The following is a 26,540-nucleotide window of genomic DNA, read 5'->3' as shown; positions in this document are numbered from 1 at the left end:
TAATGGAAAAGCTATTGCTACTACTCGTAATAGGTTCAATAAATATATCATGCAATTCTCAAACAGACTTAGAAAGATTAAAATTTGATAAATCTATTCCCGAAGACATTAAAAAGATTAAAGATGTTGAAAAAGATGATAATGGAACATATGGACTAAAGTCTTATAGAACCAATCAACTGGATTATTTTAAGTTTGGCGAGGTTAATTTCTCCAAATACGCTGTGCCTAACGGTTACGATGACGCATACAGTGACATTTATATACATGTAGACAATTTTGAGCAAAATAATTATTTAGGTTTTAGCACTAGTATAACAAATGATAAAGAAGCAGAAGATTTACTTAATTATCTAAAAAAGAAGTTTGGTAAACCTGAAGAAAGAACTACAGGTCTGGAAAATGGCATTGCTTTAGTTTGGGAACTAAAAGAATCCAAACAGTGGGTTTTATTGGAACAAAATACTGAAAATACAAGAGACCATAAAAAATATTTAAATACTGAGTTTACGATTGTAAAACAAGGGACTCGGATGTTAAATTCAAAAAATTCAGAATGGCTTACTGTTTTAGAAAACTTTAAAGCATCAAGTAGTCCAAAAAAATATAATTTCTATAAAAATGAATCAAATATATTACGAATTAGATTGTAGTGCTTTAATGTGCTATTTTGAAGTACGCATAAATGATGTTTGTGTTTTTTCCTTAAATGTAGACGGCCAAGCCTCAATGGATATTCCAATAAACAGTGGAATATTGGAAAAAGGGGAGCAAGATATCGAAATCAGAGTTTTACCATTATCTGGAGGTAAGGAACTTCATAAAGAAGCTTATGTACGATATAAAGTTATAGAATATGATGTGAGTTCTGGAGATTTTAAATTTATACAGCAATTTGAAAATTTTCACACAGCTCCTGTTCAGAAAAATATTCCTTTTATCATACACAAAAGTGTTTTTATGTCCAATGTATCTTATAAACTCGATGCATGGCAAAATGGTGTAGATCTAAAAGATGTTAGTTTTGATTTAAAAGAAGCATTGATAGCAGAAAGCAACAAGCTTGTTGCTATACTGAACAATAAAGACTACAAACTCTTTATTGATAAACTATCAAAAAAAGAAAAAAACGTCGCAATTGCGATGTATCTAAATGCATCAGAATCTAAAAGCAGAATTTCACAAATAATAGATGAAATTGAAGATGGCTTTAAAGCGATGCCTATTAAAAATGATGTATATATTGAATACTCTGCTTATAACAAATTAGCAACATTAAAAAGATTAAATAGAATGCCCGCATTATATCTTGAAAATTCGCAGACAAATGAAGAAATTGTTTTGGATATTCGTTTTTGTGGTTTTCCTGGAAAGAATGAATTTGAGATTTTTTAGAAACAATTGTAATTTTCTTAAAAAAGCAATGAGAAGAACCTTTTTAAAATCTGATTAATGAAACTAATAATAGTGACCTTTTTTTTATCTATTCTATTCTCTTGTCAATCGAACTTGTCACAAGAAACAAAAGAAAAAATAAATAAAAAAGAGCCTTTTTGGAAAATAAGAAATCAAATAATCAATAAGAACAAAAATACAATTGAATATCCTCTAAAAAAAAATACAACAATTACAGAACTAAGAACAAACAGAATTTATTTAAGAAGCAATAACTGCCAGTTTGAAGCCTTTGTCGATGATGTATTATTATATAAAGAAATGGGAGAATCTACAAAAAATGGAGGAGGCGTTAGTACCAACTTCGACATTAACCAATTATTGCTTACAAGTGGAACTCACGAAATAAAGATTCGCATGTATCCTAAATATAATGAAGCAGTTTTTGGTGAAGGAGGCTATGTGGGATTAACTTTCTCTTACTTTAAAAATAGAGATTTAAGAACCAAAGAATACAATTTAAGTATGAATGGTGAACATGGGATAGATCTTGATCAAACTACCGAACAATGGATTGATAATAAAGGAGAATTAGGTAGCCCAGATTATGTTGAAGCTCATTATGAACAAAAGAAGCCTCTTCCACTAAAAGGTTTACCAATATATGAGTGGAGAAGTACTTTTGATGCTCAGGTAGATTTTGATAAAATTGGATGGAGAAATTCTGTTAATTTAAAAGAAGAAGATGATGATGAGAAAAAAGATATTAGGTCTGAGCTCACAAAAGAATATGAAAAAATTTATGAAATATTAAGCAAAAAAGATGTTGCCGGATATTTGTCTTTAGTGAAAGAGAGGGAAGAACTTGTTACTACAACACTTCACTATAGAGAAAACGAAAAAGAGCTAAGAAGCAACGAATTTGTAAAAATAATAAAGGATAATGATTATGAAATAGAACCTTTGTTTGAGGAAACATTTCAATTAGAATATCAAGGATATGGGAAATTGGTTATGTTTTTACATAAAGCAGACGGAGAAGGAATTATAAAATTGAAAAATAAAAAGAATCCTGCCGAGGTTGTACATTTAGAATTTAGATTTCAACGAAAAGAAAAAGGAGGGAAATTAACTGTGATTTAAATGATGAAAGTACCAGTCATAATCATTTGCTTATTTACTTTATTTTCTTGTCAATCTAAATTATCTCCAGAAACAGTAAATAAAATAAAAGAGCAAGAATCGTTCTGGCAAATTAGAACCAATCTAATCATTGAAAATAAAAACGCTACTCAATATCCCGTAAAAAAAGACACCTCAATAAGTCATGAAAAAAGATCAAACTACATATATATTCATAGTGCAGATTGTCAGTTTGAAGTATATATAAATGATGTGTTGTTAACTAACTTTAAAGGAGAAATGGCTCGAAAAGGTGGCGTTACAGGAGGTCATATTACAAACTTTTTATTATTGACTAGTGGTACTAACGAAATAAAAGTAAGAATGTACCCGCCTTATGGTGAGAAAGTTTTTAAAATTGGAGCGGCAGTTGGTTTAGTATTTCAACATTTTAGAGATGGTAATTTTAAAACAACTGTTTATGATGAAAAAATGCGAGGAAAAGATGGAATCATTTTAGATCATTTCGACAAACAATGGGTTAGTGACAAAGGTGAATATGGTACTTCGTCTTGGGTAGAAGCTCACTACGAACCAAAAACACCACTTCCCTTAAAAGGATTACCAATTTATGAATGGAGTAGTACTTTTGAAGCCCAAGTTCCTTATGATTTGGTTGGTTGGCATAACTCTGTAAATCTCGAAAAAGAACAAGAAGACGAAAATAAAAATATTAAAGCAGAACTAATTGCTGAATATAAAAAAGTATATGAAATTATAAAAAACAGAGATGTACAAGGCTATTTGAAATTGGTTAAAGAAAGAGAAGAGTTACTTGAAAAAACAATGTATTATACTGAAAAAGACCGTAAAGAAAAAGTAAAAATGGCAGAAGAATTGCTTAATGATAGTGATTATGAAATAGAACCTTTATTTGAGGAAACATTTCAATTAGAATATCAAGGATATGGGAAACTTGCCACGTTAATACACAAAGCTGACGGAGAAGGAATTATTCGAATGAGAAACAAGAAAAACCCCGATGAAAATATATATCTAGATTTTCTCTTCCAACGAAAAGAAAAGGGAGGAAAATTAACCGTAATTTAAAATTACATCCTAAATTAATGAAAAATTCCTTTTTACCTATACTTGTATGCATCTTACTACAAAGTTGCAACGCGCCAAAAAAAGATTTGGCAAAAATTACTTAAACATATAAAATGAAAAAAATCACTATCTATCTTTTACTATCACTAATAATTATGAGTTGTAAAGGACAAATTTTAGATTTATCTACAATAGATTTCGATAAGCCTGCAAATAGCTATCCTTTAGAGAAATTAAAAATCTATCGGAAAGAAAATCAAAAAGGGCATTATGAAATTAAAGAAGACAAAGACGGGGTCTCATTGGATCTAAAAGATAACGGAGAACGGGTCTTAAATTATATTTTTATGGATGAAAGCACCTCTCAAATTAATTTTAAAGGATTAAATATTGATCCTATATTAGGCGCAAAAATAGTTAATTACAATAATAAAATAGGATACATTTCGGCTAATATAATTTCAAAAGAAACTCCAGAACTAATTAACTCCTTAATAAAAACATTAGGACAACCTACTGAAGTGATTTATAATGAAAGGCTTGAAGAAACTCTTGAATTAGGAGCTTCTAAAATATTATTTAAAACCCTTCCTCAATTTACAAAAAAGCAACAAAATAATATAGGAAATAATATTATTAAGTACTCTCAACGTATTATTTGGAATAAGAACGATGTTATATATCAATTGACTTTAGAACCTTTAAATAATTTGGTTGGGAATGATATTAAAATCATTTCAAAAAAAGCTTTTAAAGACAGAATTATTAATGGTTTTCATAATCCAGAAAAAGATCCGTACTTAAGTAAATATCTAAAATGAAAAAACTATAATTATAATGATTTCCATTTTGACCATTTCATGCTCCAGAAGCATTGATAATGAAAAAACACCCTAAACAGAAAAACTAGAAATGAAACAAAAACACATAACATCTCACTTGATAAAATTTATATCCTTTTGTTTATTAGCCTTTTTTGTTTCATGCAAAAAAGAAGTCAAAGTAGTTAAAGTGGATTTATCTAAACTTCAACTGAATGAAAAAATAGAAAAGGTAATCTCTTACAATGACTCATTATATATTGGAGTAGAAACTGTTGAGTATCCGTTTTGTTTGTTGATAGAAGTAGATAATTCGACAAAATATAATTTTGATGGTATCGAGTTAAAAAATCAAAAAATCGTTTTTCAGATCAACTCTGAATTGTTAAAAACGGACAGTATTACCAAATCTGGAGGAGGTCACATTGATTTAAAATCTTTAAGAAACGGAACTGATCTAAAAAAAACATTGAAAAAATTTAAAGCTGAAGATCATATCTATGGTATCCGAATAGAAATGGATACAACAGAACAGAAAAATGATATTCTAAAAAAGATTGAACTTAAATATGGAAAAGGCACAAAAAACCCTAATACAGACAACGGATTATATTGGAATCTAAAAAAGTTGAACAAATATATCTTCTATGCGCCAGACTATAATAGATTAATAATTCTGAATAATACTAATTTGTCAAAAACATGTTATTGGGATGTTTTTAATGGTTTAATAGATTTTGGCGGTTGTGACAAAGAAAGCTATTTTAAAGATTTACTTGTAAATACTACAAAACCAGAAGACATTAAAAATAAACCAAAAATTAAAATTGACAAAAATTGGAATATCAATGGTCTAACAATTGGTCGATCAAATGAGAATGATTTCAAAAAATCAACAATTAATAAAAATTTTGAAAGGGCAACTGTTATTGAAGGAAGTAGTGGAGACATTAAAGAACTTACCTATAATAATGAATATAATTATTGCTATTTCTTTTTTAATAGTACCCAAAAAAATAATGACAATCCAAATTTTAATATTTTAAACGCATATTCTATAAGCGATTTTGAACGAGTTGAAATCTCATTTGAAAATGGATTACTGCCTCTTTGCTCTCGAGCTCAAGTCCTGAAAAAATTTAATAAAGACGAAATTGAAAATTATAATGATTATACATACTCAAATAACATCAAGATTAAGAATGATCTTTTAGATATTGGACTTTACTTTAATGACAAGGATCAACTTTCTAGTTTATACATTTTAAACAAAAAAAAGCCCTGATTACTCAGGGCTTTTTTCTTTTTGCATATTTAATAAATACGCCATATTAGCAATTACGTGATCATGTTTTTTGACAAACGAGTTTTCTTCATTCCAAACATAACCTGCTAAAACGGCACATATTTTTTCTTTTACTTCAGGATTCTCAGGCTGGTGGAAAAATAAAGTCTGAAGATTTCCTGTGTACCATTCTTGAACATAAGTCGTGAAAACGGCAATTCCGCGTTTCATGTATTGCGTAAATTCCACTTCCCAATCTACAGGAATTCCTTGCGATTCTTTTAAGTATAATTTTGCAGCCAACATTCCAGATTCGGTTGCAAAAGCTACACCTGATGAGAAAACTGGATCTAAGAATTCAGAACTGTTTCCTGTTAAGGCAAAACCATCGCCGTACATTCTTTTCACGGCTCTTGAGTAATTTTCTAATTTAACAGGCTCAAACAAAAACTCTGTTCCAGCAAATCTTTTAATATAATAATCCGATTTCTGAATCGCATTTCGTAAAGCCTCCGCATTGTCTTTGTTTTCAGAAAGAGAATTAATAAAATCTGTTGGACCAACAACACCTAAACTTGTATTTCCATTTGAAAACGGAATTACCCAAAGCCAAACTTCGGTTTCCAGAATATCAAAAGAAATTTGAGTTCCTTCTACACCTTCTTCTCTATTAATATCTTTAACATGGGTAAAAATAGAAGAATGCGGATCTAGTTTTGACGGAGTATCCAGATCTAAAAGTCTCGGCAAAACACGTCCATATCCGCTCGAGTCAATTATAAATTTAGCGTGAATTTCTTTTAGGTTTCCGTCTTTATCTTTTACAATAGTTTTCGAATTTTTACCTTCAAAAGAAACTTCCAAAACTTCAGTTTCAAATTCTAAGTCAATTCCTTTTCTTATAATTTCTTGAGCCATTGTATTGTCAAAATCAGCTCTTGGAACTTGCCAAGTCCAATCCCATCCTTCGCCAAATTTTACACTAAAATCAAAATTGCAGATTTCTTCCCCTCTGATAAAACGAGCTCCTAATTTTTTTTCGAAGTTCATAGCATCTAGCGCGTCAAACAATTCTGCCTCAGCAAAATGGTCCATTACACGCGGGATAAGACTCTCGCCTACTACAAGTCTCGGAAACTTTGTTTTTTCTACAACTTTAACCTTTACGTTGTTTTTAAAAAGATACGATGCCGAAACACATCCAGACGGTCCTGCACCAATCACTAAAACATCAACAAACTCCTTTGTCATATTAGAATTATTATCATTAATTAACCTACATTTGCCATCATCAAAATAACTACATTTATTTTGATAAATAAAATTAAATTAGCACAACCAAAATCGATTTGATGAATACAATAAATGAATATTTAAGTTTAGCAGAATTTGAAGCCATTATCTTTGGAAAAAGCAAAGTTGCGATAAGCGATGTGGTTTTAAATCGAGTAAACGAAAGTTTTAATTTCTTAAAAGAATTCTCAGGAAACAAAGTAATCTACGGAGTAAATACAGGATTTGGCCCGATGGCTCAATATAGAATTAAGGAGTCAGATCAAATTCAATTACAGTACAATTTAATCAGAAGCCACTCTTCTGGAACAGGAAAACCTTTAAATGCTGAGTGCGCAAAAGCAGCAATTTTAGCTCGATTAAATACACTTTCTTTAGGAAATTCGGGAGTTCATTCTTCTGTTATTCATTTAATGGCTGAATTAATCAATCGAGATATTACGCCTTTAATTTTTGAACACGGTGGTGTTGGTGCCAGCGGAGATTTAGTACAATTATCACATTTAGCTTTAGTCTTGATTGGCGAAGGTGAAGTTTTTTATAAAGGAGAAAGACGCGCAACTGCAGAAGTTTTCGAAATCGAAGGTTTAAAACCAATTCAGGTAGAAATTAGAGAAGGTTTGGCGTTAATCAACGGAACTTCTGTAATGACAGGAATTGGAGTTGTAAATGTTCATTATGCAAAAAAATTATTAGACTGGTCGTTAAAAGCTTCTTGTGCAATTAACGAATTAGTTCAAGCTTATGATGATCATTTCTCCGAAGAATTAAACCAAACCAAACGTCATAAAGGACAACAGGAAGTTGCGGAAAGAATGAGACAAAATCTTTCTGACAGTACTTTAATCCGTAAAAGAGAAGATCATTTATATTCTGGTGAAAACACCGAAGAAATCTTCAAAGAAAAAGTTCAGGAATATTATTCATTACGTTGTGTTCCTCAAATTTTAGGACCTGTTTTAGAAACTATTAATAATGTATCTTCTATTCTAGAAGACGAATTTAACTCGGCAAACGATAACCCAATTATAGACGTAAAAAACAAACACGTTTACCACGGCGGAAATTTCCACGGAGATTATATTTCGCTTGAAATGGATAAATTGAAAATCGTTATTACGAAATTAACGATGCTGGCAGAACGTCAATTGAATTATTTATTGAATTCTAAAATCAACGAAATTCTTCCTCCATTCGTAAATTTAGGAACATTAGGTTTTAATTTCGGAATGCAAGGCGTTCAATTCGTTGCGACATCAACAACTGCCGAAAACCAAATGCTATCTAACCCAATGTATGTGCATAGTATTCCAAACAACAACGATAATCAAGATATTGTAAGTATGGGAACCAATGCGGCAGTGATTACATCAAAAGTTATCGAAAACTCATTTGAAGTTTTGGCGATCGAATTAATCACAATTGTTCAGGCAATTGATTATTTGAAACAAAAAGATCAGATTTCGTCTACGACTAAAAAATGGTACGACGATATCAGAAATATAATTCCAGAATTTAAGGAAGACCAAGTAATGTATCCTTTTGTTCAAAAAGTAAAAGATTATTTGATCAACAGTTAATTTGAGACTTTAATCATACGACAATCCAACATGAAAAAAATATTTTTTTTATTCTTAATTTTCGCCCAATCAATTAACGCTCAAGAGCTTGCTTTAGTGAAAAAGGACGGTAAATTTGGGCTTATCCGAAACGACGGAACTTTTGCTGTTGAGCCAAAGTATAGCGTTGCAAGAGAATTTTCTGATGGTTTGGCTGCTGTCAAAGAGAATGGAAAATGGGGATTTATAGATAACACAGGAGCGTTTGTAATTCCAGCAACTTTTGACAGCGCAAAAGATTTTAGCAGCGGAATATGTGCCATAGAAAAAGACGCTGTTTGGCATTACATCAATAAAAGCGGCGAGATAGTAAACGGTAATCCAAAATCAGATAAATTATTTGATTTTCATGATGGAGTAGCTTTTTTTAGACAAAACGATAAAGTTGGATTAATCAATAACAAATTTGAAATTGTTCTTGCTCCAAAATATGATGTTATCAGAGCTTTTTATAAAGGTTATGCAAGAGTAGCGTTAAATGACAAATGGGGAATTATTGATACAACAGGGAAAGAAATTGCCGAAGTTGTTTACGACGAAATTGGCGATGGTTTCAATAATACAACATGGGCAAAAAAAGGAAAAGCATATGGATTAGTACACAATGGGGTTTTTATTGAACTACCCGGTGTTACTGAATTTGGTCCTTTTGGCACGCAAGACTTAATTGCGGCCAAAAAAGATGGAAAATTTGGATTTGTTGATTTTAAAGGTCAATGGGTTCTTAAACCATTATTTGACAAAGCTAAAGGTTTTTCTCAAAATTTAGCGCCTGTTTGCTTGAGAGGAAAATGGGGCTATACTAATTTAACAGGAGAGTGTATTGTACAGCCAACATATACCGACGCAGAGCCTTTTAGTGAAAATGGTCTTGCCGCTGTAAAAAATTTAAACGGTTGGGGATTTATAGATAAAACCGGAAATTTAGTAATTCCAACAGATTACGAAATTTCAGCAGTATTTGGAAATTATACACGTGATGAAAAAGGGTTTGTCAACGGATTAGCAAGGGTTAAACATAAAGGAAAATGGGGTTTTCTTAAGCCAAATGGAGAAATTTTGATTGAATGGTTTCAGAATGCTGAACTCTTTCAAAAATAACAAAAATGAATTTTCATAATATTAATATTGAATCATAAAATCATGAAAAAGTCACTTATTTTTTTATCGCTAGTATTAATTCAATTTGTTAATAGTCAAGAATTGGCATTAGTTAAAAAGAACTCCAAAATTGGATATCTGTCTAAAGACGGATCTTTTAAAATCGAACCTCAATACAAATCTGCTAAAAGTTTCTCTGAAGGCTTAGCTGCTGTAGAAAATGGCGGAAAATGGGGATTTATCGATACCAAAGGAACTTGGGTAATTCCAGCCGATTTTAAAGATGCTAAAGATTTTAATAGCGGAATCGCAATTGTACAAAAAGACAAAGACTGGGTTTATATTAATACGAAAGGAGAAATTCAAAAAGCTCCAGCTTCAGAAAAATTATTTGATTTTAATGACGGCGTTGCTTTCATCAGACAAAACAATAAGGTTGGTTTGATTAACAACAAAATGGGTGTTGTTTTAGAACCAAAATACGATCAGATCAAACCTTTTGAAAATGGTTACGCTAGAGTTGAATTAAATAAAAACTGGGGAATTATTGATACTAACGGAAAAGAGTTGGTCGAGCCAGTGTATGCCGAAGTTGGAAATTATTTTAAAGGAACAACTTGGGCAAGAAAAGACAAAACTTTCGGATTGGTAAGTGGCGGAAAATTTATTCCTGTTGACGGAGCTGAAAAAATCTGGGATTTTGAAACTCAAGATTTGACATTTGCCAAAAAGAACGGAAAAATTGGATACATCGATTTAAAAGGAAATTGGGCAATTCTTCCGATTTATGATAAAGGAAAAGCTTTCTCAAAAAACCTAGCTCCAGTTTTAGTTGGAAAAAAATGGGGATTCATTAATCCTGAAGGAAAATTTGTGATCGAACCAACTTACAATGATGCCGAAGTTTTCAGTACAAACGGTCTGGCTCCTGTAAAAGAAAGCAATTGGGGATTCATCAACGAATCTGGAAAATTAGTAATCCCAACTCAATATGGCATCACAACAAATGCTATTATTGCGATGTTTACGCAACAAGACAAAGGATTTATTGACGGTGTTGCCAGAGTAAAAAACGAAGGAAAATGGGGATTTCTTAAACCTGACGGAACAGTTTTAGCCAACCAATGGTTTGAAAATGCAGAACTGTTTTCTAAAAGCGCTGAAAAACCTCAGCCAGCTGCAGCTCCTGTTTCTGCCGAAAAACCAAAACAAGAAACTAAGCCAGCAACAAAACCAGCTGCAAAATCAGCACCGAAAAAAAAGAAATAATATTTATCTCCAAATAAATTAGAAATTTGCATCAATGAAATCGCTTTTATAAAAGTGGTTTCATTGATGACGAATAAAAATAAACCCTACATAAATGAAGTGTGTATTAGTAACAGGCGGTTCGAGAGGAATTGGAAGTGCGATTTGTAAAAAACTAGCCGTAGAATCCGATTATCATATTCTGATTAATTATCATTCGAATAAAACAGCTGCTGAAGAAACATTACAAGAAGTACAAAAATTAGGCGCAACAGGCGAAATCTTAGGATTTGATGTTTCTAATTTTGAAGAAGTACAAAATGTTCTAACTGCTTGGCAGGAAGCAAATCCTGAAAAATTGGTTGAAGCAATTGTAAACAATGCTGGAATCACAAAAGATGGCCTTTTTATGTGGATGACACCTGAAGATTGGAACGGTGTTATGAATACGAGTGTAAACGGTTTCTTTAATGTTACGCAATTTTTTATTCAAAAAATGTTACGCAACAAATACGGTCGAATCGTAAATATGGTTTCTGTTTCTGGAGTAAAAGGAACAGCAGGACAAGCCAATTATTCGGCTGCAAAAGGTGCCATTGTAGCAGCAACTAAAGCTTTGGCTCAAGAAGTTGCAAAACGAAACATTACTGTAAATGCTGTCGCTCCAGGTTTTATCAGAACCGATATGACAAGTCAGCTGGATGAAAAAGAATTATTAAAGCTAATTCCGGTTAATCGTTTTGGTGAAGCCGAAGAAGTAGCAGATTTGGTAAGCTTTTTGATTTCTAAAAAAGCAAGCTATATTACAGGAGAAATTATCAACATAAATGGCGGAATATATTCTTAAAGAATACTATGTTTGCGAGATTATTTTAAGATTATTAAACATAGAAAATTACACTTTAAGGATAAAAAATTACTTTTGAAAGACGATGAATAGACGAGTTGTAATTACTGGAATGGGAATTTATTCTTGTATCGGAACTTCTTTGGACGAGGTAAAAGATTCGTTATACGAAGGAAAATCTGGTATTCAGTTTGATTCTGAAAGAAAAGAATTTGGTTTTCAATCGGCCTTGACAGGAATGGTTCCGAAAGCCGATCTTAAAAATTTATTGACGCGAAGACAACGTATGAGCATCGGTGAAGAAACCGAATATGCTTATATGGCAACTATAGAAGCACTTAAAAATGCCAACATCGATGACGCTTTTTTTGATGAACACGAAGTAGGTATTATGTACGGAAACGACTCTGTTTCTAAAGCAATCATTGACGCAACAGATATTGTACGCGAGAAAAAAGACACCGCTCTTATTGGTTCTGGTGCTATTTTTAAGTCAATGAATTCTACGGTGACGATGAATCTTTCTACGATTTTTAAACTTCGCGGCATCAATCTTACCGTTAGTGCGGCTTGTGCCAGCGGATCTCACTCTATTGGTTTGGCTTATTTTTTAATTAAAAGCGGTTTTCAAGACATTGTAATTACTGGCGGAGCTCAGGAAATTAATAAATATGCCATGAGCAGTTTTGACGGATTAGGTGTTTTTTCTAACCGAGAAGGCGATCCAACAAAAGCTTCAAGACCTTTTGATATTGGTCGCGACGGATTAATTCCGAGTGGCGGTGGTGCAACTTTAATTCTAGAAAGCTACGAATCTGCTATTGCGCGCGGTGCCAATATCATTGCAGAAATTGGCGGCTACGGATTTTCTTCAAACGGAGGACACATTTCAACTCCAAACGTTGAAGGACCAGCCACAGCAATGAAACGTGCCCTTGACGATGCCAAATTAGAAGCTTCAGATATTGAATATATAAATGCTCACGCAACCTCAACTCCAGTTGGAGATGCAAACGAAGCCAAAGCAATTTTTGAGGTTTTTGGAGAAAAAAATCCTCCAGTAAGTTCTACAAAATCCATGACAGGCCACGAATGCTGGATGGCGGGAGCAAGCGAAATCATTTATTCTATCCTTATGATGCAGCACGATTTTATCGCGCCAAACATCAATTTGGAAAACCCAGATGAAGATGCGTCAAAATTAAATTTAGTTAAAACTACGTTAAACAAAAAATTTGACATATTTTTGTCCAATTCTTTCGGTTTCGGAGGAACCAACTCTGCGTTGGTGGTTAAAAAGTTTAAATTGAACAATGAATAAAGAAGAGATTATAGCAAAAATTAATGGTTTTTTAGTTGATGAATTTGAAGTTGATAATGACGACATTGAACCAAATGCTAATTTAAAAGATACACTTGGGTTAGACAGTCTGGATTATGTTGATTTAGTCGTTTCAATAGAGGCAAACTTTGGTGTAAAACTAGTTGAAGCAGATTTTGTTGGAATTTCTGATTTTCAAAGTTTTTATGACTTAATCGAAACTAAAATCAAAGCCAAATCAGCTTAAATGAGTCGATGGGATGGTAAATCCAAAGGAACTGTATTAGGTTATAAAATATTCGTTTTTTTAATTCAAAAAGCGGGTGTCAAAGCTGCTTATGCCTTACTTTATTTTGTTGCTTCTTATTATTTTTTATTTCTAAGAAAAAGCAACAGAGCCATTTTCTATTATTTTAAAGAAAGACTTCAATACTCCTATTTCAAATCCAAAAAAATGGTTTTCAAAAGCTATTATACTTTTGGACAAACCATTATTGATAAGGTTTCCATTTCTGCAGGAATGCGAAACAAATTCACCTATGAATTTGACGGAATAGAAACGCTTAAAAAACTACTTGCCGAGAAAAAAGGCGGTGTTTTAATCAGCGCTCATGTTGGAAACTTCGAAATTGCAGAACATTTTTTAGGAGATATTGATCTTAATTTCCAAATCAATCTTGTTACAACAGATTTAGAACATTCTGCCATTAAGAATTATCTAGAAAGCGTTTCTCAAAAACCAACCGTAAAATTCATCATCATCAAAGAAGATCTCTCTCATATTTTTGAGATCAATGCTGCTTTGGCCAATAACGAATTAATCTGTTTTACGGGAGATCGTTATTTTGAAGGAACAAAATCGCTTTCTGAAACACTTTTAGGCAAAGAAGCCAATTTTCCTGCAGGTCCATTTTTAATTGCTTCGCGATTAAAAGTTCCAGTAGTTTTTGTTTACGTAATGAAAGAACCAAACTTGCATTATCATCTATACGCAAGAGAAGCCGAAGTAAAACACCGAGACGAAAAAGCACTTTTGAAAGAATATGTAAAAAGTGTTGAAAGCATCTTGAATCGTTATCCATTACAATGGTTCAATTATTTTGATTTTTGGAACCAGTTAGAAAACAAAAATTCATTGCCAAAATAGCATCAAACAAACACTTTTCGGTTTAGTTTTTTTCAATAAATCAAAAAATTGGGAATTCTATATCATTGGTCGAAATAAGAAAATTCGTTTAAATAAATTTACTTACTTTTGCGAACCACCAAAGCCAAAAAACCTAATGAAAAATGTTCTCGTAATTTATTATTCTCAATCTGGACAATTGGAATCTATTGCAAGAAATATTGCAAAACCATTTCTAAATTCAGACGAAATAAATCTTACTTTTCACGAAATACAATTAGAAAAACCATTTCCGTTTCCATGGAACAAAGAATCATTTTTTGATGCCTTTCCAGAATCGTTTTTACAGATTCCTACCGCGTTAAAACCAGTTCCAGAAGAAATTTTAAACACAAAATTTGATCTAGTTTTATTTCATTATCAGGTTTGGTACTTATCGCCTTCAATTCCTATTAATTCATTTTTGAAAAGCGAAGATGCCAAGAAAATTTTGAACAATACACCTGTTATCACCATAAGCGGCTCAAGAAACATGTGGATTATGGCTCAGGAAAAAATCAAAGTTTTATTGCGAAAAGCTAATGCCAATTTGGTTGGAAATGTAGCTTTGGTAGACCGCGTTGGAAATTTAATCAGCGTGATTACAATTGTAGAATGGATGTTTTCTGGAGTTAAGAAAAAATATCTAGGTATTTTTCCGCTTCCAGGAGTTTCAGAAAAAGACATACAAGAATCTAGTCAGTTTGGAGAAATCATGCTTGATTCTTTACAAAAAGATAATTTAACGCAATTACAGCCAAAATTGGTCGAAGCTGGCGCTGTAAAAATAAGTTCATATTTAGTGACTGTTGACAAAACGGCCAATAAAATTTTTAATAAATGGTCAAACATCATTTATAAAAATCAAAAAAAACGCAAACAGCTGCTTAAAGTATTTAATGTTTATTTATTCCTTGCGATATGGTTAATTTCGCCAATAGTGTATATATTGCACCTTATTACCTATCCGCTTAAGTTAAAATCTATAAAAAAGGAAACTCAATATTATCAGGGAGTTTAGAAGACGAAATTTAAATTATGTTTGAAGTATATATTACAAAAGCTGCAAAATATTTGCCAAACGAAGCCGTTTCAAATGACGAAATGGAAGCCTATTTAGGCCTTATCAATGATACTGCTTCAAAAGCAAGACGCATTATTTTGCGCAACAATAAAATTACAAGCCGATATTACGCTGTTGACAAAGAAGGAAAAAGCACTCACAGCAATGCCGAATTAACCAGAAATGCCATTTTACCGTTATTCGACGAAAATTTTACGCCTCAAGATGTAGAAGTACTTTCATGTGGAACTTCGACTCCGGACATATTTCTGCCTTCGCATGCTGCGATGGTTCACGGTCTTCTAAAAAATAAATCGGTAGAATTAAACTCTTCAACTGGAGTTTGCTGTGCCGGAATGAACTCTCTTAAATTTGGTTTTCTTTCTATAAAATCTGGAAATTCAAAAAATGCAATCTGTACAGGATCTGAAAAAGTTTCGACTTGGCTGAATGCTCAAAAATACAATCACGAGGCTGACAATTTAAAAAGCCTTGAAGAACAGCCAATTATTGCTTTCAAAAAAGATTTTCTTCGTTGGATGCTATCTGATGGTGCTGGAGCTTTTTTATTGGAAAATAAACCAAGAGGGCCAATTTCGCTAAAAATCGAATGGATGGAAGCTTTTTCGTATGCGTACGAATTAGAAACTTGCATGTATGCGGGAGGCGATAAATTGGAAAACGGAGAAATTAAAGGTTGGAGCGATTATTCTCCAGAACAATGGTTGAATGAATCTGTTTTTTCAATAAAACAAGACGTTAAATTATTAGATGAATTTATCCTGTCAAAAGGTGCAGAAAGCATGAAAGACGCCATGGATAAAAACAATATTAAATCGGAAGATATTACATATTTCATTCCTCACGTTTCTTCTAATTTTTTTGTTGAAGGATTGAAAAAAGGATTAAATGAAAAAGGTATCGGAATGAGCGATGACAAATGGTTCATGAATCTTTCTCGAGTTGGAAATGTAGGCTCTGCCTCTATTTACCTAGCTCTTGAAGAATTACTGAATTCAGGGAATTTGAAAAAAGGAGATAAAATTTTATTATCTGTTCCAGAAAGCGGAAGATTTTCTTTTGCTTATGCATATTTAACTGTTTGCTAATGGAAACAATGGCACTTCTAGAAAAAGAAATGGTAGAAAATTTACTGCCACAAAAGTTCCCTTTTGTGATGGTAGATGCTATGCATTCTTATTCTGAAACTTCTTTGGTTGCTGGTTTAGAAATACAAAATGATAATATTTTTGTTGCTGAAAACACTTTTCTGGAAGCAGGACTAATAGAACACATGGCGCAATCTGTAGCATTGCATACCGGATATCAATATTTTTTAAGAAACGAAATTGCGCCAACTGGTTACATTGGATCTATTAAAGAAATTGAGATTAAAAAGCTTCCAAACGTACACGACAACATTCAGTCTGAAGTTACAATTCTGCAGGAATTTGCAGGAATTACTTTGGTTGATATTGTGACGACTTTAAACAATGAAGAAATTGCCAGAGGACAAATGAAAACGGTTTTGGCAAAATAAAACAATAATGAAAGCTACTGCTGTTGACATACAAAATTATTTACCGCACCGAGCACCAATGCTTATGGTGGATTTGATTTTGAATATCGATTCGAGTTCAGTAGAAACTGTTTTTCTTGTTGAAGATGACAATATTTTCGTTCAAAACAATATTTTTATTGAAGCAGGCCTAATCGAAAATACCGCACAAACGTGTTCTGCAATTGTTGGAAAAAAATACTTTTTTGACGATAACGGAATTGAAAATGAAAACGTAAACGTAATTGGGTTTATCAGTGCTTTGAAAAATGTGAAAATTCATGCGCTTCCAAAAGTTGGTGACACCATTATAACCAAAGCAGATCTGGTTTCTAAATTTGTCGGAGACGATTATACTTTATGCACAATGAGCTGTAAAAGCTTAGCCGAAAACCAGATACTCTTAGAATGCGAAATTAATTTGTTCATTCAAAAGACGGTTTCAGTTGGATAATTTTAAAAAAGTCATTTTACATTTAGGAATTCGAATCGGGATTTTATTGTCATTGTTTGGATTATTAGTCTTGTATTGGAGCTTCATTTATGATCCTCACTCACTTTGCGATCAAGACCAACACAGACATACAGATGCAGGTTTAGGAATGTTCGTTTTAGCATTATTCATCACTGTTTTTTTCTATTTTGGATTATTAATAGAAATGATTTATTTATTCGTGAAGAAAAAACGAATTTTAGCTTTCACAAATCTTGGATTTTTAATAATTAGTTTATGTATACTTTCAATCTGTATGTTTCTAATAAATTAAATTAGCAAAATGGAAAAAGATCAAGTACCTCAGGATCAAAGTAACTTAACGAAAAACAACGTAAAAGAGCTTTTGTATGCAACTGATGAAAACGGCAATTACACCACCACATTAAGTACAGGCTGGGAACCCAAAACAATTGCTCTTTCAAATTCTATTGACGAAATAAACGAACGAATTGCCGATGCCAAACAACAGGTTTTAAACGGCGAAGTAAGTCCGATTGTGTATTTTATGGAAGCCAATAAAATGGATCTTAACATATTATCAAGTTATGTTGGATTTTGGAAATGGCGCGTAAAAAGACATTTTAAGCCTAGTGTTTTTGCCAAATTAAACGATAAAATCCTGAAAAAATATGCTGATACTTTTGGAGTATCAATTGAAGAATTAAAAAACAGCATTACCAAATAAATGGAATTAACTTTCACACATCATCAGTCTGCTCATTGCGAGAATGGAGTAGCGTCAAATCTGCTAAAAAATAGCGGACTAAACATTAGCGAACCGATGGTTTTTGGTATTGGCTCTGGATTGTTTTTTGTATATCTGCCTTTTATAAAAGTGAATCATGCACCAGCAATCAGTTATAGAACTTTGCCTGGACAGATTTTCAATAAAGTGGCCAACCGATTAAATTTAAAAATAAAAAGACAAAAATTTTCTTCTATAGCAAATGCCAATAAAGCTTTAGACGAAAATTTAAAAAACAATATTCCAACTGGATTACAAGTTGGAGTTTACAATTTAAGTTATTTCCCAGACGAATATCGTTTTCATTTCAACGCGCACAATTTAGTCGTTTACGGAAAAACCGAAACGGAATATTTGGTGAGCGATCCTGTTATGGAAACCGTTACGACTTTAACTTACGAAGACATGAATAAAGTGCGTTTTGCCAAAGGAGCTTTTGCACCTCGTGGACAAATGTACTATCCGATTCAGATTCCAAAAGACGTTGATTTAAAAAGCGCCATTATAAAAGGAATCAAAAATACATGCAGAGATATGCTCGCGCCAATGCCAATTGTTGGTGTTCGCGGCATCAAAATGGTTTCTCGCCAGATTCGTAAATGGCCTAAAAAACACGGAGTAAGAAAAGCCAATCATTACTTGGCGCAAATGGTTCGTATGCAAGAAGAAATTGGAACTGGAGGCGGTGGTTTCCGTTTTATTTATGCAGCATTTTTACAGGAAGCTTCGGTTATTTTGGGTAACGAAGAACTGAAAGAACTTTCTAAAGAAATGACTCAAATTGGAGATTCATGGCGTGATTTTGCTGTTGAAGCTTCACGAATTTACAAAAACAGAAGTGCCAAAGAAGACGCCTACAACACTATTGCCGATGAACTTTTGGACATTGCCAATAGAGAGGAAATCTTTTTCAAAAAACTAAAAAAAGCGATCAGCTAAAACACTATTTTGCAATCTATCATTCAAATAGAATCCCTTTCTAAAAAGTACAAAAATGCAGAAATGTATTCTTTGAACAATGTTTCTCTAAATATAAATGAAGGTCAGATTTTTGGTTTACTTGGCCCAAACGGAGCTGGGAAAACCACTTTGATTTCCATGCTTTGCGGATTGGTAAAACCAACTTCGGGACATTTTACCATTGATGGTTTAGATTATCAGCATCATGCTTCAAAAATTAAAAAAATCATAGGCGTTGTTCCTCAAGAATATGCTTTGTATCCGACTTTGACTGCGAGAGAAAATCTGCTCTATTTTGGAAGCATGTACGGTTTAAAAGGATCTGATTTAAAAGATAAAGTAATCGAAACGCTAGATCTTTTGGGTTTATTGAAATTTGCCGACAAACAAGTTCAGACTTTTTCGGGCGGAATGAAACGCCGTGTCAATCTGATTGCTGGAATTCTTCATAATCCGAAAGTTTTGTTTTTGGATGAACCAACAGTTGGTGTCGACGTGCATTCTAAAACTGCCATTATCGATTATTTGAAAGTGTTGAACCAAAACGGAACAACCATTATTTATACTTCGCATCATTTGGCTGAAGCCGAAGATTTCTGTTCTCAAATTGCGATTTTAGATCAAGGACAGATTTACGCACAAGCAACTCCGTCGGCATTAATTGAATCTACAAAAGATGCTCGAAATCTCGAAGATGTTTTTATTTCATTAACTGGTAAAGCGTTGAGAGATGATATATAAAATTTGGATGTCGGTAGTAAAAGAATTCCTTTTGCTAAAAAGAGATTTAGGCGGATTGATTATTTTATTTATCATGCCCTTGGTTTTGGTAATTGCCGTAACCTTAATTCAAGACAGCACTTTTAAAGCCGTAACCGATTCTAAACTTCAGATTCTTTTGGTCGATAAAGACCATGGATCTGTTTCTAAAACGGTTTTTGAAAATTTAGAAAAAAGCAAATATTTTACGGTTGTAACCCAAATCGACAATAAACCGATTACCGAAGAAATTGCCAAAGAAAATGTATACAAAGGAAAATTTCAGCTGGCAATTGTAATTCCAGAAAGCTTAAGTTCGGATTTACAGGAAAAAGTGAATCAGAATGTAGAAAAAATTGTCAGCAATTTAGGTTTGACCGACAGTACAACGGCTGCCGAACCTCAACGCGTTATTAAAGAAAAAGAAGTAAAACTGTATTTTGATCCAGCAGTTCAGATGAGTTTCAAAAATGCCGTTATGAGTTCAATCGATAAAATGATTTCGCAGATTGAAACCAAATCAATTTACAGCACTTTTCAAAAACAGTTAGGCGAGGAAACAATCGATTTTGAACAAAAGAACTTTATTACTTTCAAAGAAATAATTCCGAGAATCAACAACAAAGAAGTTCGTCCCAATTCAGTTCAGCATAATGTTCCAGCTTGGACACTTTTTGCGATCTTTTTTATTGTCATTCCGTTATCTATCAATATTGTAAAAGAAAAATCGCAAGGAACTTTTGTTCGATTAAGAACCAATCCTGTTTCTAATCTAGTTGTCATTATTGGAAAAACCATTACCTACTCGATCATCTGTATGATTCAGTTTTATATGATGGTTGCCGTTGCCGTATTCTTATTTCCGTCCATCGGATTGCCTTCTTTAAATATTGAAGGTCATTTCTTGCTGACAAGTGTTGTCGCATTATTTTCAGGTTTTGCAGCAATCGGCTTCGGAATTTTATTGGGAACTGTGGCAAGCACTCAAGAACAATCGGCTCCGTTTGGTGCGACAAGTGTGATCATTTTAGCAGCAATTGGCGGTGTTTGGGTTCCTGTTTTTGCCATGCCTAAAATCATGCAATATATTGCTAAATCATCTCCAATGAACTGGGGATTAGAGGCTTTTTACGATGTATTGCTTAGAAACGTTTCTTTCGTCGAAATCATACCAAGAATAAGTTTATTATTTTTGTTTTTCATTATTACCACTTCCATCGCATTATTTTATGATAAAAAGAAAAGAGCAGTTTAAAGAAGCTACAGATCTAACCGTTTCACACGAAATCAGGATTCGTTTTAACGAAACTGATCCGCTTGGAATTGTTTGGCACGGCAATTACATTACGTATTTCGAAGATGGACGAGAAGCCTTTGGACGCCAACACGGACTTACGTATCTGGATATTGCCAAAACGGGTTATACAACACCAATTGTAAAATCGACCTGTGAACATAAATTGTCTTTGCGTTATGGTGATGTGGTAACAATAGAAACTACTGTTGTTGACACTCCAGCCGCCAAAATGATTTACCGTTTTAAAATTATTGATGATAAAGGAGAAGTGGCCTGCACCGGCGAAACAACTCAGGTTTTTTTAGATGCAGCAGGAAATTTAATGCTGACCAATCCTCCTTTTTATGAGGAATGGAAACGAAAAGTTGGGTTGTTGAAATAGTTTTTTTGCCACAGATTACACAGATTAAAAGGATTTTAAAAAAAATCTGCCAAATCTGCTAGATCTGCGAGCAAAAATTTCACGAAATTAAAATCATAAAATGTTAAGAGAAATATACATCACAGAAACAAATTGCATCACACCTTTAGGCTTTGATGTTGAATCTAATATTAGCGCCATTCTTCATGGTGATTCTGGAATTCAGCTTCATAATGATGTTTCTTTGATGCCGAATCCGTTTTATGCTTCGATTATTTCTGATGAAAAAATAAATAGTGTCTTTTTAAAAATTAGTACGGAGACAAAATATTCCCGTTTAGAGAAAATGATGATTTTGGCTTTGGAGCCGATTATCAAAAAATCAGGAGTTGAGTTAAATTCAAAAACTGCTTTTATACTTTCTACCACAAAAGGAAATGTAACCGCTTTGGCAAATGATTCTGAGGAAAGTTTCAACAACGCACATTTAGATGTTTTGGCTAAAAACGTTGCCGATTTCTTCGAATTCCAAACTCAGCCAATTGTGGTTTCGAATGCTTGCGTTTCTGGAATTTTAGCCGTTTCTGTTGCCAAAAGAATGATTCAGTCTCAACTTTATGACAACGTTTTTGTGGTGGCTGGAGATGAAGTTTCAGAATTTGTTTTGTCTGGTTTTAATGCATTTCAAGCTATGAGCGAACTGCCTTGCAAACCCTATTCTAAAAACAGAACCGGTGTAAGTTTAGGCGAAGCGACAGCAGCCGTTTTAGTTTCAGCGGAAGCCAATAACGCCAAAATAAAAGTGATTGGCGACAGTTCGATAAACGATGCGAATCATATTTCGGGTCCGTCAAGAACGGGTGAAGGTTTGTTTAGAAGTATTCAGAATGCTTTGAAAGAAGCTCAAATTGAAGCGAACAAATTAGATTATATTTCAGCCCACGGAACCGCAACACCATATAATGACGAAATGGAAGCGATTGCTCTAACTCGTTTAGATTTACAGAATGTTCCCGTAAATAGTTTAAAAGGATTTTACGGTCATACACTTGGCGCTTCAGGATTATTGGAAACGGTAATTGCCATAGAATCTGCCAATCAAAATAAACTTTTTGAATCGAAAGGTTTTGATGAAATTGGAGTTAGTGAAGCTATTAATGTAATTGAGAAAAATCAAGAAAAGAAGATTGAATATTTCCTGAAAACAGCTTCTGGTTTTGGAGGTTGTAATACGGCTGTGGTTTTTGAAAAGATAAAATGAAATGGAAAATAAGGAAACTAAATTTATAATTTATAGTCAACCTAGCGGAAATGTTAGGGTTGATGTTTTTGTACAAGATGAAACTGTTTGGCTCACACAAAAAGCCATGAGTGAGCTATTTGATACAACAACACAAAATATTACAACACATTTAAAAAACATTTTTGGGTCAGGTGAATTAGAAGAAAATTCAACTTGTAAAGAAATTTTACAAGTTCAACTTGAAGGTAATCGTAAAGTCTCCAGAAACCAAAAATTCTATAATCTCGACGCTATTATTTCGGTTGGTTATAGAGTAAATTCAGCAAAGGCAACACAATTTAGAATATGGGCTACTCAAGCCCTAAAAGAATATATTGTTAAAGGTTTTGTTTTAGATGATGAACGTCTAAAACAAGGACAAACAGTTTTCGGTAAAGATTATTTCAAAGAATTATTACGTAGAGTACGTTCAATCCGAGCCAGCGAACGTCGAATTTACCAACAAGTAAGTGATATTTTTGCAGAATGTAGTATTGATTATGATAAAAACTCAGAAGTTACCAAAAGTTTTTATGCAATGGTTCAAAATAAATTTCACTTTGCTATAACAGGAAATACTGCTGCAGAAATTATCCATAATAATGCGGATAAATCTAAGGACAATATGGGGCTTACAACTTGGAAAAATGTTCCAGGAAGAATTATAAAATCTGATGTAATTGTCGCCAAAAATTATTTACAAGAAAAAGAAATTAATCAATTAGAAAGAACCGTTACAGGTTACTTTGATTACATAGAAGGTTTAATTGAAAGAGAAAATACTTTTACTATGGAACAATTGGCTGCCAGTGTAAATAAATTTCTTTCTTTTAATGAATATAAAATCCTAGAAGGAAAAGGAAAAATATCGAAAATCCAAGCAGATAAAAAAGCAATTAAAGAATATGACGAGTTCAATAAGACTCAAAAAATTATTTCAGATTTTGATAAAGAGATAAAACAAATCGGAAAGATAAAATGAGAAGTTTAAGAAACTTAGATATTGAAAAAAGTATAGAAAAAAGTAAATTAGTTTATACTGAAAGCTGGGGTGAAAAACTTAATACTATAATGCTTTGTTTATTTTTTGGCTTTGGAATTATTTGTCCTTTTTTAGTTTATTACGATCCATATCGAGATCATTCTAAAACTGGAACCGAATATTATCTGCTATTTTTTGGAAGCCTCTTTTTTGCTTATGCAATTTATCGAAAGGTGACTGAAAAACATCTTACAAAAATTATAAGCAAATATGACGCTGAAAAAAATAGAACTATCATTAATGACTATTGCAAAAAACTAGAATTTCAAAAGGCTGTAAATTCGAAAGACTTAATCATTTATAACAAATCTGATACTTTTGCTATTAATAATTTATACCAATCAAGCAGGATATTTATTTTAGAGAAGAATGAAATTTATGTAACAATGATCAAGAATGGTCCTAAAACCAATTTTCCTGTTCTGTTTTCACAATTATTTTTAAAGATGGACATAAAAAAATTATGCCAATAAGATTTATGAAACTATCAAAATTCATATTTATAACTTTAGTTCTTCTTTCATCTTTTGGATGTAAGAAGAAAGAAGTGCCTAAATCTGAATTTGAAAAAGAGGTTTTAAATAGTGTTTTTGTCGAAATTGTAGATTCAATTTATATGGATAGAAGAATTATTCTTCCTCCGCCCTCACCAAGATTCAATGAAAAAACAAATAAAGAAGATACAACAGGACATGCTGCCGAATTAAAGAAATATTGGCGTTATACAGACAGTATAAAAAATGACAAAAAAAGAATTTTATTAGGTGTATATGATCGTGTTGGAAAGATTAGTTCTTTCGAAACAGAAATGATTTCTAAAGAAGTTAATCTTTCAAACTTTACTTATGACACTTTAAAAGAAGGCGAAGAATTTAAATTTGATTTAAAACCTTTTAAGAATAATAAAAAGTTTCGTTTTGAAAATACTTCCAAATATCTTCATGAAAAAGAATGGAACTTAAATGATAAAAGTAATTCTTTGATACCTGTTGGAACTATTTTTATATCTAGAATTCAATTTGATAAAACAAAAAAAACAGGAATTTTGTCAGCTGGTGCTTCATGTGGCGGCGGAAAATGCGGAAGAGGTTTTCTTGTTTTAATTGAAAATAAGGCTGGGAAATGGAAAGTAAATAAAATTATTCAAACTTGGGTTTCATAAAAAAACAGACATTATGAATTTAGACGAATCCCTTTTTAAAAAAGCTTTAAAAATTCAAGATTTTGATTTCAAAAATGATGTTGTAAAAATTACAGATAAAACTATTGAATTTCTTGAAAGTTTAAATCTATCGAAGGATTTAATAGATTTTTTTAAAACATTTTCCTTTAGAGAAGAAATCATTTTTGGAAGCATATATTTTAATTGTGTAAACAGAATTAGAATAGAAAATCTTGAAGAAGAGAACAAAGAAATCTATAAAAAAGATTTACTTATAATTGGTTCAGGTGCAAATGGAGATCCAATTGTTGTAAACACAAAAACAATGAGTATTGGATATATTTTTCATGACATTCTTTGGGAAGAAGAAAATATTGAAAATTTAAATAAAGTTTACATTGATCTAAAAATGAGTATTGGAACTTTCTTTTATAAATCGGTAACAGAAGAAGATTTTCCAATTGATGCTTATCAAGCAGAAGATTACATAAAATAAAATGACTCAAAACAAAACCTACATACAATCCTACATCACCATTCAAAACAACGAAATTGTTTTGAACGGAACTTCTGTATTCAAAATTGAACCGACAGATTTTGGTGATTTTTCTAAACAAGCGTATCGTAATTTTGAAATGCAATATCCAAAGTTTTTCAAAATGGATGCTTTGAGCAAACTAGCTTTTTTAGGATCAGAATTGCTTTTGAGTCCGATAACCTCAACGGAGCAGGAAAATAATATTGCTTTGGTTTTGGCCAATAAATCGTCGAGTTTGGATACCGATGTAAAATATCAGGAATCTATTTCAGACAAAGAAAACTATTATCCAAGTCCGGCGGTCTTTGTTTATACGCTGCCAAATATTTGTTTGGGCGAAATAAGTATCCGTCATCAGCTGAAAAGTGAAAATTCTTTCTTTATATTTGACACCTTTAACACCGAATTTATGTCGAATTATTCGAATATTCTTCTGAATACGAATAAAGCAGATGTTATTTTGTGCGGTTGGGTAGAATATTTTAACGACAATTATAAAGCTTTTTTATGTACAATTAGTACAGAAGAAAATACAAAATATACAAACGAGACTATCAATACATTATACAATAAATAATCATGGAAGCATTAAAAGAAGAATTAAAAAATAAAATCATAACAACTTTAAACCTTGAAGATATTGCAGTAGAAGATATTGCTGATAACGATCCTCTGTTTGGAGATGGTTTAGGTTTAGACTCGATTGATGCACTTGAATTGATCGTGATTTTAGATAAAGATTACGGAATTAAATTAGTAGATCCGAAAGAAGGAAAATCTATTTTCCAGTCTATCGAAACTATGGCAGCTTATATCAGCGCGAACAGAACGAAGTAAGACTTCTTAGACTGACTTAGAATTTTAGACTTCTTAGACAATGCTTTTCAAAAATCTAAGAAGTCTAAAATTCTAAGCCAGTCTAAAAAAATCTAAGAAGTCTAAAATTCTAA

At 32.4% G+C, this 26,540-nt stretch carries 31 protein-coding genes; 30 read left to right on the top strand and 1 reads right to left on the bottom strand.

Features of this window, described 5'->3' with window-relative positions; all coding sequences use genetic code 11:
- Window positions 1-2: 2 nt before the first annotated feature.
- The 6 genes from DMA14_RS03085 (at window position 3) to DMA14_RS03060 (ending at window position 5,733) form a co-directional block, all read left to right on the top strand.
- Window positions 3-653, top strand: a complete 651-nt coding sequence (locus DMA14_RS03085; protein ID WP_111423043.1) for a hypothetical protein — start codon at window positions 3-5, stop codon at window positions 651-653.
- A complete protein-coding gene (locus DMA14_RS03080; RefSeq protein ID WP_157957654.1) occupies window positions 622-1,395 on the top strand; it encodes a hypothetical protein in 774 nt (257 codons plus the stop codon). Before DMA14_RS03085 ends, DMA14_RS03080 begins: the two co-directional genes overlap by 32 nt.
- Before the next feature lie 57 nt (window positions 1,396-1,452).
- Window positions 1,453-2,538, top strand: a complete 1,086-nt coding sequence (locus DMA14_RS03075; RefSeq protein WP_157957653.1) for a hypothetical protein — start codon at window positions 1,453-1,455, stop codon at window positions 2,536-2,538.
- On the top strand, window positions 2,539-3,627 hold the full coding sequence (locus tag DMA14_RS03070; protein WP_157957652.1) for a hypothetical protein: 1,089 nt from the start codon (window positions 2,539-2,541) through the stop codon (window positions 3,625-3,627).
- A gap of 113 nt (window positions 3,628-3,740) precedes the next feature.
- Window positions 3,741-4,448 (top strand): hypothetical protein, encoded by a 708-nt coding sequence (locus DMA14_RS03065; protein ID WP_157957651.1) that lies wholly within the window; start codon window positions 3,741-3,743, stop codon window positions 4,446-4,448.
- A 190-nt stretch (window positions 4,449-4,638) separates the two neighbouring features.
- Window positions 4,639-5,733: a hypothetical protein gene (locus DMA14_RS03060; RefSeq protein WP_111423033.1), complete on the top strand. Its 1,095-nt coding sequence runs from the start codon at window positions 4,639-4,641 to the stop codon at window positions 5,731-5,733.
- On the opposite strand, the gene DMA14_RS03055 is transcribed toward DMA14_RS03060, so the two are convergent.
- Window positions 5,734-6,984: an NAD(P)/FAD-dependent oxidoreductase gene (locus tag DMA14_RS03055; protein ID WP_111423032.1), complete on the bottom strand. Its 1,251-nt coding sequence runs from the start codon at window positions 6,982-6,984 to the stop codon at window positions 5,734-5,736.
- Between the two features lie 101 nt (window positions 6,985-7,085).
- Here DMA14_RS03055 and DMA14_RS03050 point away from each other — a divergent pair, with 101 nt between their 5' ends.
- From DMA14_RS03050 to DMA14_RS02935, 24 genes are all read left to right on the top strand, one after another.
- On the top strand, window positions 7,086-8,606 hold the full coding sequence (locus DMA14_RS03050) for an HAL/PAL/TAL family ammonia-lyase (protein WP_111423030.1): 1,521 nt from the start codon (window positions 7,086-7,088) through the stop codon (window positions 8,604-8,606).
- 30 nt (window positions 8,607-8,636) lie between these two features.
- Window positions 8,637-9,746, top strand: coding sequence for a WG repeat-containing protein (locus DMA14_RS03045; RefSeq protein WP_111423028.1), 1,110 nt, complete (start codon window positions 8,637-8,639; stop codon window positions 9,744-9,746).
- A 42-nt stretch (window positions 9,747-9,788) separates the two neighbouring features.
- Window positions 9,789-11,015 (top strand): WG repeat-containing protein, encoded by a 1,227-nt coding sequence (locus DMA14_RS03040; protein WP_111423027.1) that lies wholly within the window; start codon window positions 9,789-9,791, stop codon window positions 11,013-11,015.
- A 94-nt stretch (window positions 11,016-11,109) separates the two neighbouring features.
- Window positions 11,110-11,841: a 3-oxoacyl-ACP reductase FabG gene (fabG, locus tag DMA14_RS03035; RefSeq protein WP_008465909.1), complete on the top strand. Its 732-nt coding sequence runs from the start codon at window positions 11,110-11,112 to the stop codon at window positions 11,839-11,841.
- 85 nt (window positions 11,842-11,926) lie between these two features.
- Complete coding sequence (locus DMA14_RS03030; RefSeq protein ID WP_111423025.1) at window positions 11,927-13,162, top strand: beta-ketoacyl-[acyl-carrier-protein] synthase family protein; 1,236 nt, start codon at window positions 11,927-11,929, stop codon at window positions 13,160-13,162.
- Window positions 13,155-13,409 carry an acyl carrier protein gene (locus DMA14_RS03025; protein ID WP_008465907.1) on the top strand — a complete coding sequence of 85 codons (255 nt, stop codon included), beginning with the start codon at window positions 13,155-13,157 and terminating at the stop codon, window positions 13,407-13,409. Before DMA14_RS03030 ends, DMA14_RS03025 begins: the two co-directional genes overlap by 8 nt.
- Window positions 13,410-14,309: an LpxL/LpxP family acyltransferase gene (locus tag DMA14_RS03020; RefSeq protein ID WP_111423023.1), complete on the top strand. Its 900-nt coding sequence runs from the start codon at window positions 13,410-13,412 to the stop codon at window positions 14,307-14,309.
- Window positions 14,310-14,445: 136 nt separating this feature from the next.
- A complete protein-coding gene (locus DMA14_RS03015) occupies window positions 14,446-15,348 on the top strand; it encodes an NADPH-dependent FMN reductase family protein (RefSeq protein ID WP_111423022.1) in 903 nt (300 codons plus the stop codon).
- Between the two features lie 17 nt (window positions 15,349-15,365).
- Window positions 15,366-16,499: a beta-ketoacyl-ACP synthase III gene (locus DMA14_RS03010; RefSeq protein ID WP_111423020.1), complete on the top strand. Its 1,134-nt coding sequence runs from the start codon at window positions 15,366-15,368 to the stop codon at window positions 16,497-16,499.
- Window positions 16,499-16,930 carry a hypothetical protein gene (locus DMA14_RS03005; protein WP_111423018.1) on the top strand — a complete coding sequence of 144 codons (432 nt, stop codon included), beginning with the start codon at window positions 16,499-16,501 and terminating at the stop codon, window positions 16,928-16,930. The genes DMA14_RS03010 and DMA14_RS03005 overlap by 1 nt, the downstream gene beginning before the upstream one ends.
- A gap of 7 nt (window positions 16,931-16,937) precedes the next feature.
- On the top strand, window positions 16,938-17,402 hold the full coding sequence (locus DMA14_RS03000; RefSeq protein WP_111423017.1) for an ABC transporter permease: 465 nt from the start codon (window positions 16,938-16,940) through the stop codon (window positions 17,400-17,402).
- Window positions 17,395-17,715: a hypothetical protein gene (locus DMA14_RS02995; protein WP_111423015.1), complete on the top strand. Its 321-nt coding sequence runs from the start codon at window positions 17,395-17,397 to the stop codon at window positions 17,713-17,715. Before DMA14_RS03000 ends, DMA14_RS02995 begins: the two co-directional genes overlap by 8 nt.
- 9 nt (window positions 17,716-17,724) lie before the next feature.
- Window positions 17,725-18,129, top strand: coding sequence for a hypothetical protein (locus tag DMA14_RS02990; RefSeq protein WP_111423013.1), 405 nt, complete (start codon window positions 17,725-17,727; stop codon window positions 18,127-18,129).
- Complete coding sequence (locus tag DMA14_RS02985; protein ID WP_111423011.1) at window positions 18,130-19,128, top strand: BtrH N-terminal domain-containing protein; 999 nt, start codon at window positions 18,130-18,132, stop codon at window positions 19,126-19,128.
- Window positions 19,129-19,191: 63 nt separating this feature from the next.
- The gene (locus DMA14_RS02980) at window positions 19,192-19,890 is read left to right on the top strand and encodes an ABC transporter ATP-binding protein (protein ID WP_008465897.1); all 699 of its coding nucleotides are present in this window, start codon (window positions 19,192-19,194) and stop codon (window positions 19,888-19,890) included.
- Entirely contained in the window at window positions 19,880-21,163 is a 1,284-nt protein-coding gene (locus tag DMA14_RS02975) for an ABC transporter permease (RefSeq protein WP_162536273.1), read from the top strand. The genes DMA14_RS02980 and DMA14_RS02975 overlap by 11 nt, the downstream gene beginning before the upstream one ends.
- Window positions 21,138-21,587: an acyl-CoA thioesterase gene (locus DMA14_RS02970; protein WP_111423009.1), complete on the top strand. Its 450-nt coding sequence runs from the start codon at window positions 21,138-21,140 to the stop codon at window positions 21,585-21,587. Before DMA14_RS02975 ends, DMA14_RS02970 begins: the two co-directional genes overlap by 26 nt.
- Before the next feature lie 100 nt (window positions 21,588-21,687).
- Entirely contained in the window at window positions 21,688-22,827 is a 1,140-nt protein-coding gene (locus DMA14_RS02965; protein WP_111423007.1) for a beta-ketoacyl synthase N-terminal-like domain-containing protein, read from the top strand.
- A 1-nt stretch (window position 22,828) separates the two neighbouring features.
- A complete protein-coding gene (locus DMA14_RS02960; RefSeq protein ID WP_111423005.1) occupies window positions 22,829-23,830 on the top strand; it encodes a virulence RhuM family protein in 1,002 nt (333 codons plus the stop codon).
- Entirely contained in the window at window positions 23,827-24,363 is a 537-nt protein-coding gene (locus DMA14_RS02955) for a hypothetical protein (RefSeq protein ID WP_111423003.1), read from the top strand. The genes DMA14_RS02960 and DMA14_RS02955 overlap by 4 nt, the downstream gene beginning before the upstream one ends.
- Before the next feature lie 5 nt (window positions 24,364-24,368).
- The gene (locus DMA14_RS02950; RefSeq protein WP_157957649.1) at window positions 24,369-25,052 is read left to right on the top strand and encodes a hypothetical protein; all 684 of its coding nucleotides are present in this window, start codon (window positions 24,369-24,371) and stop codon (window positions 25,050-25,052) included.
- A gap of 13 nt (window positions 25,053-25,065) precedes the next feature.
- A complete protein-coding gene (locus DMA14_RS02945; RefSeq protein WP_111423000.1) occupies window positions 25,066-25,548 on the top strand; it encodes a hypothetical protein in 483 nt (160 codons plus the stop codon).
- Window position 25,549: 1 nt separating this feature from the next.
- The gene (locus DMA14_RS02940) at window positions 25,550-26,167 is read left to right on the top strand and encodes a 3-oxoacyl-ACP synthase (RefSeq protein ID WP_111422998.1); all 618 of its coding nucleotides are present in this window, start codon (window positions 25,550-25,552) and stop codon (window positions 26,165-26,167) included.
- Between the two features lie 2 nt (window positions 26,168-26,169).
- Complete coding sequence (locus DMA14_RS02935) at window positions 26,170-26,427, top strand: phosphopantetheine-binding protein (RefSeq protein ID WP_111378796.1); 258 nt, start codon at window positions 26,170-26,172, stop codon at window positions 26,425-26,427.
- Window positions 26,428-26,540: the final 113 nt, after the last annotated feature.

It is taken from the genome of Flavobacterium sharifuzzamanii (assembly GCF_003254585.1).
GTDB lineage: Bacteria > Bacteroidota > Bacteroidia > Flavobacteriales > Flavobacteriaceae > Flavobacterium > Flavobacterium sharifuzzamanii.
Note: the sequence above shows the minus strand (reverse complement) of the source record. Positions and strands in the feature narration are given on the sequence as shown.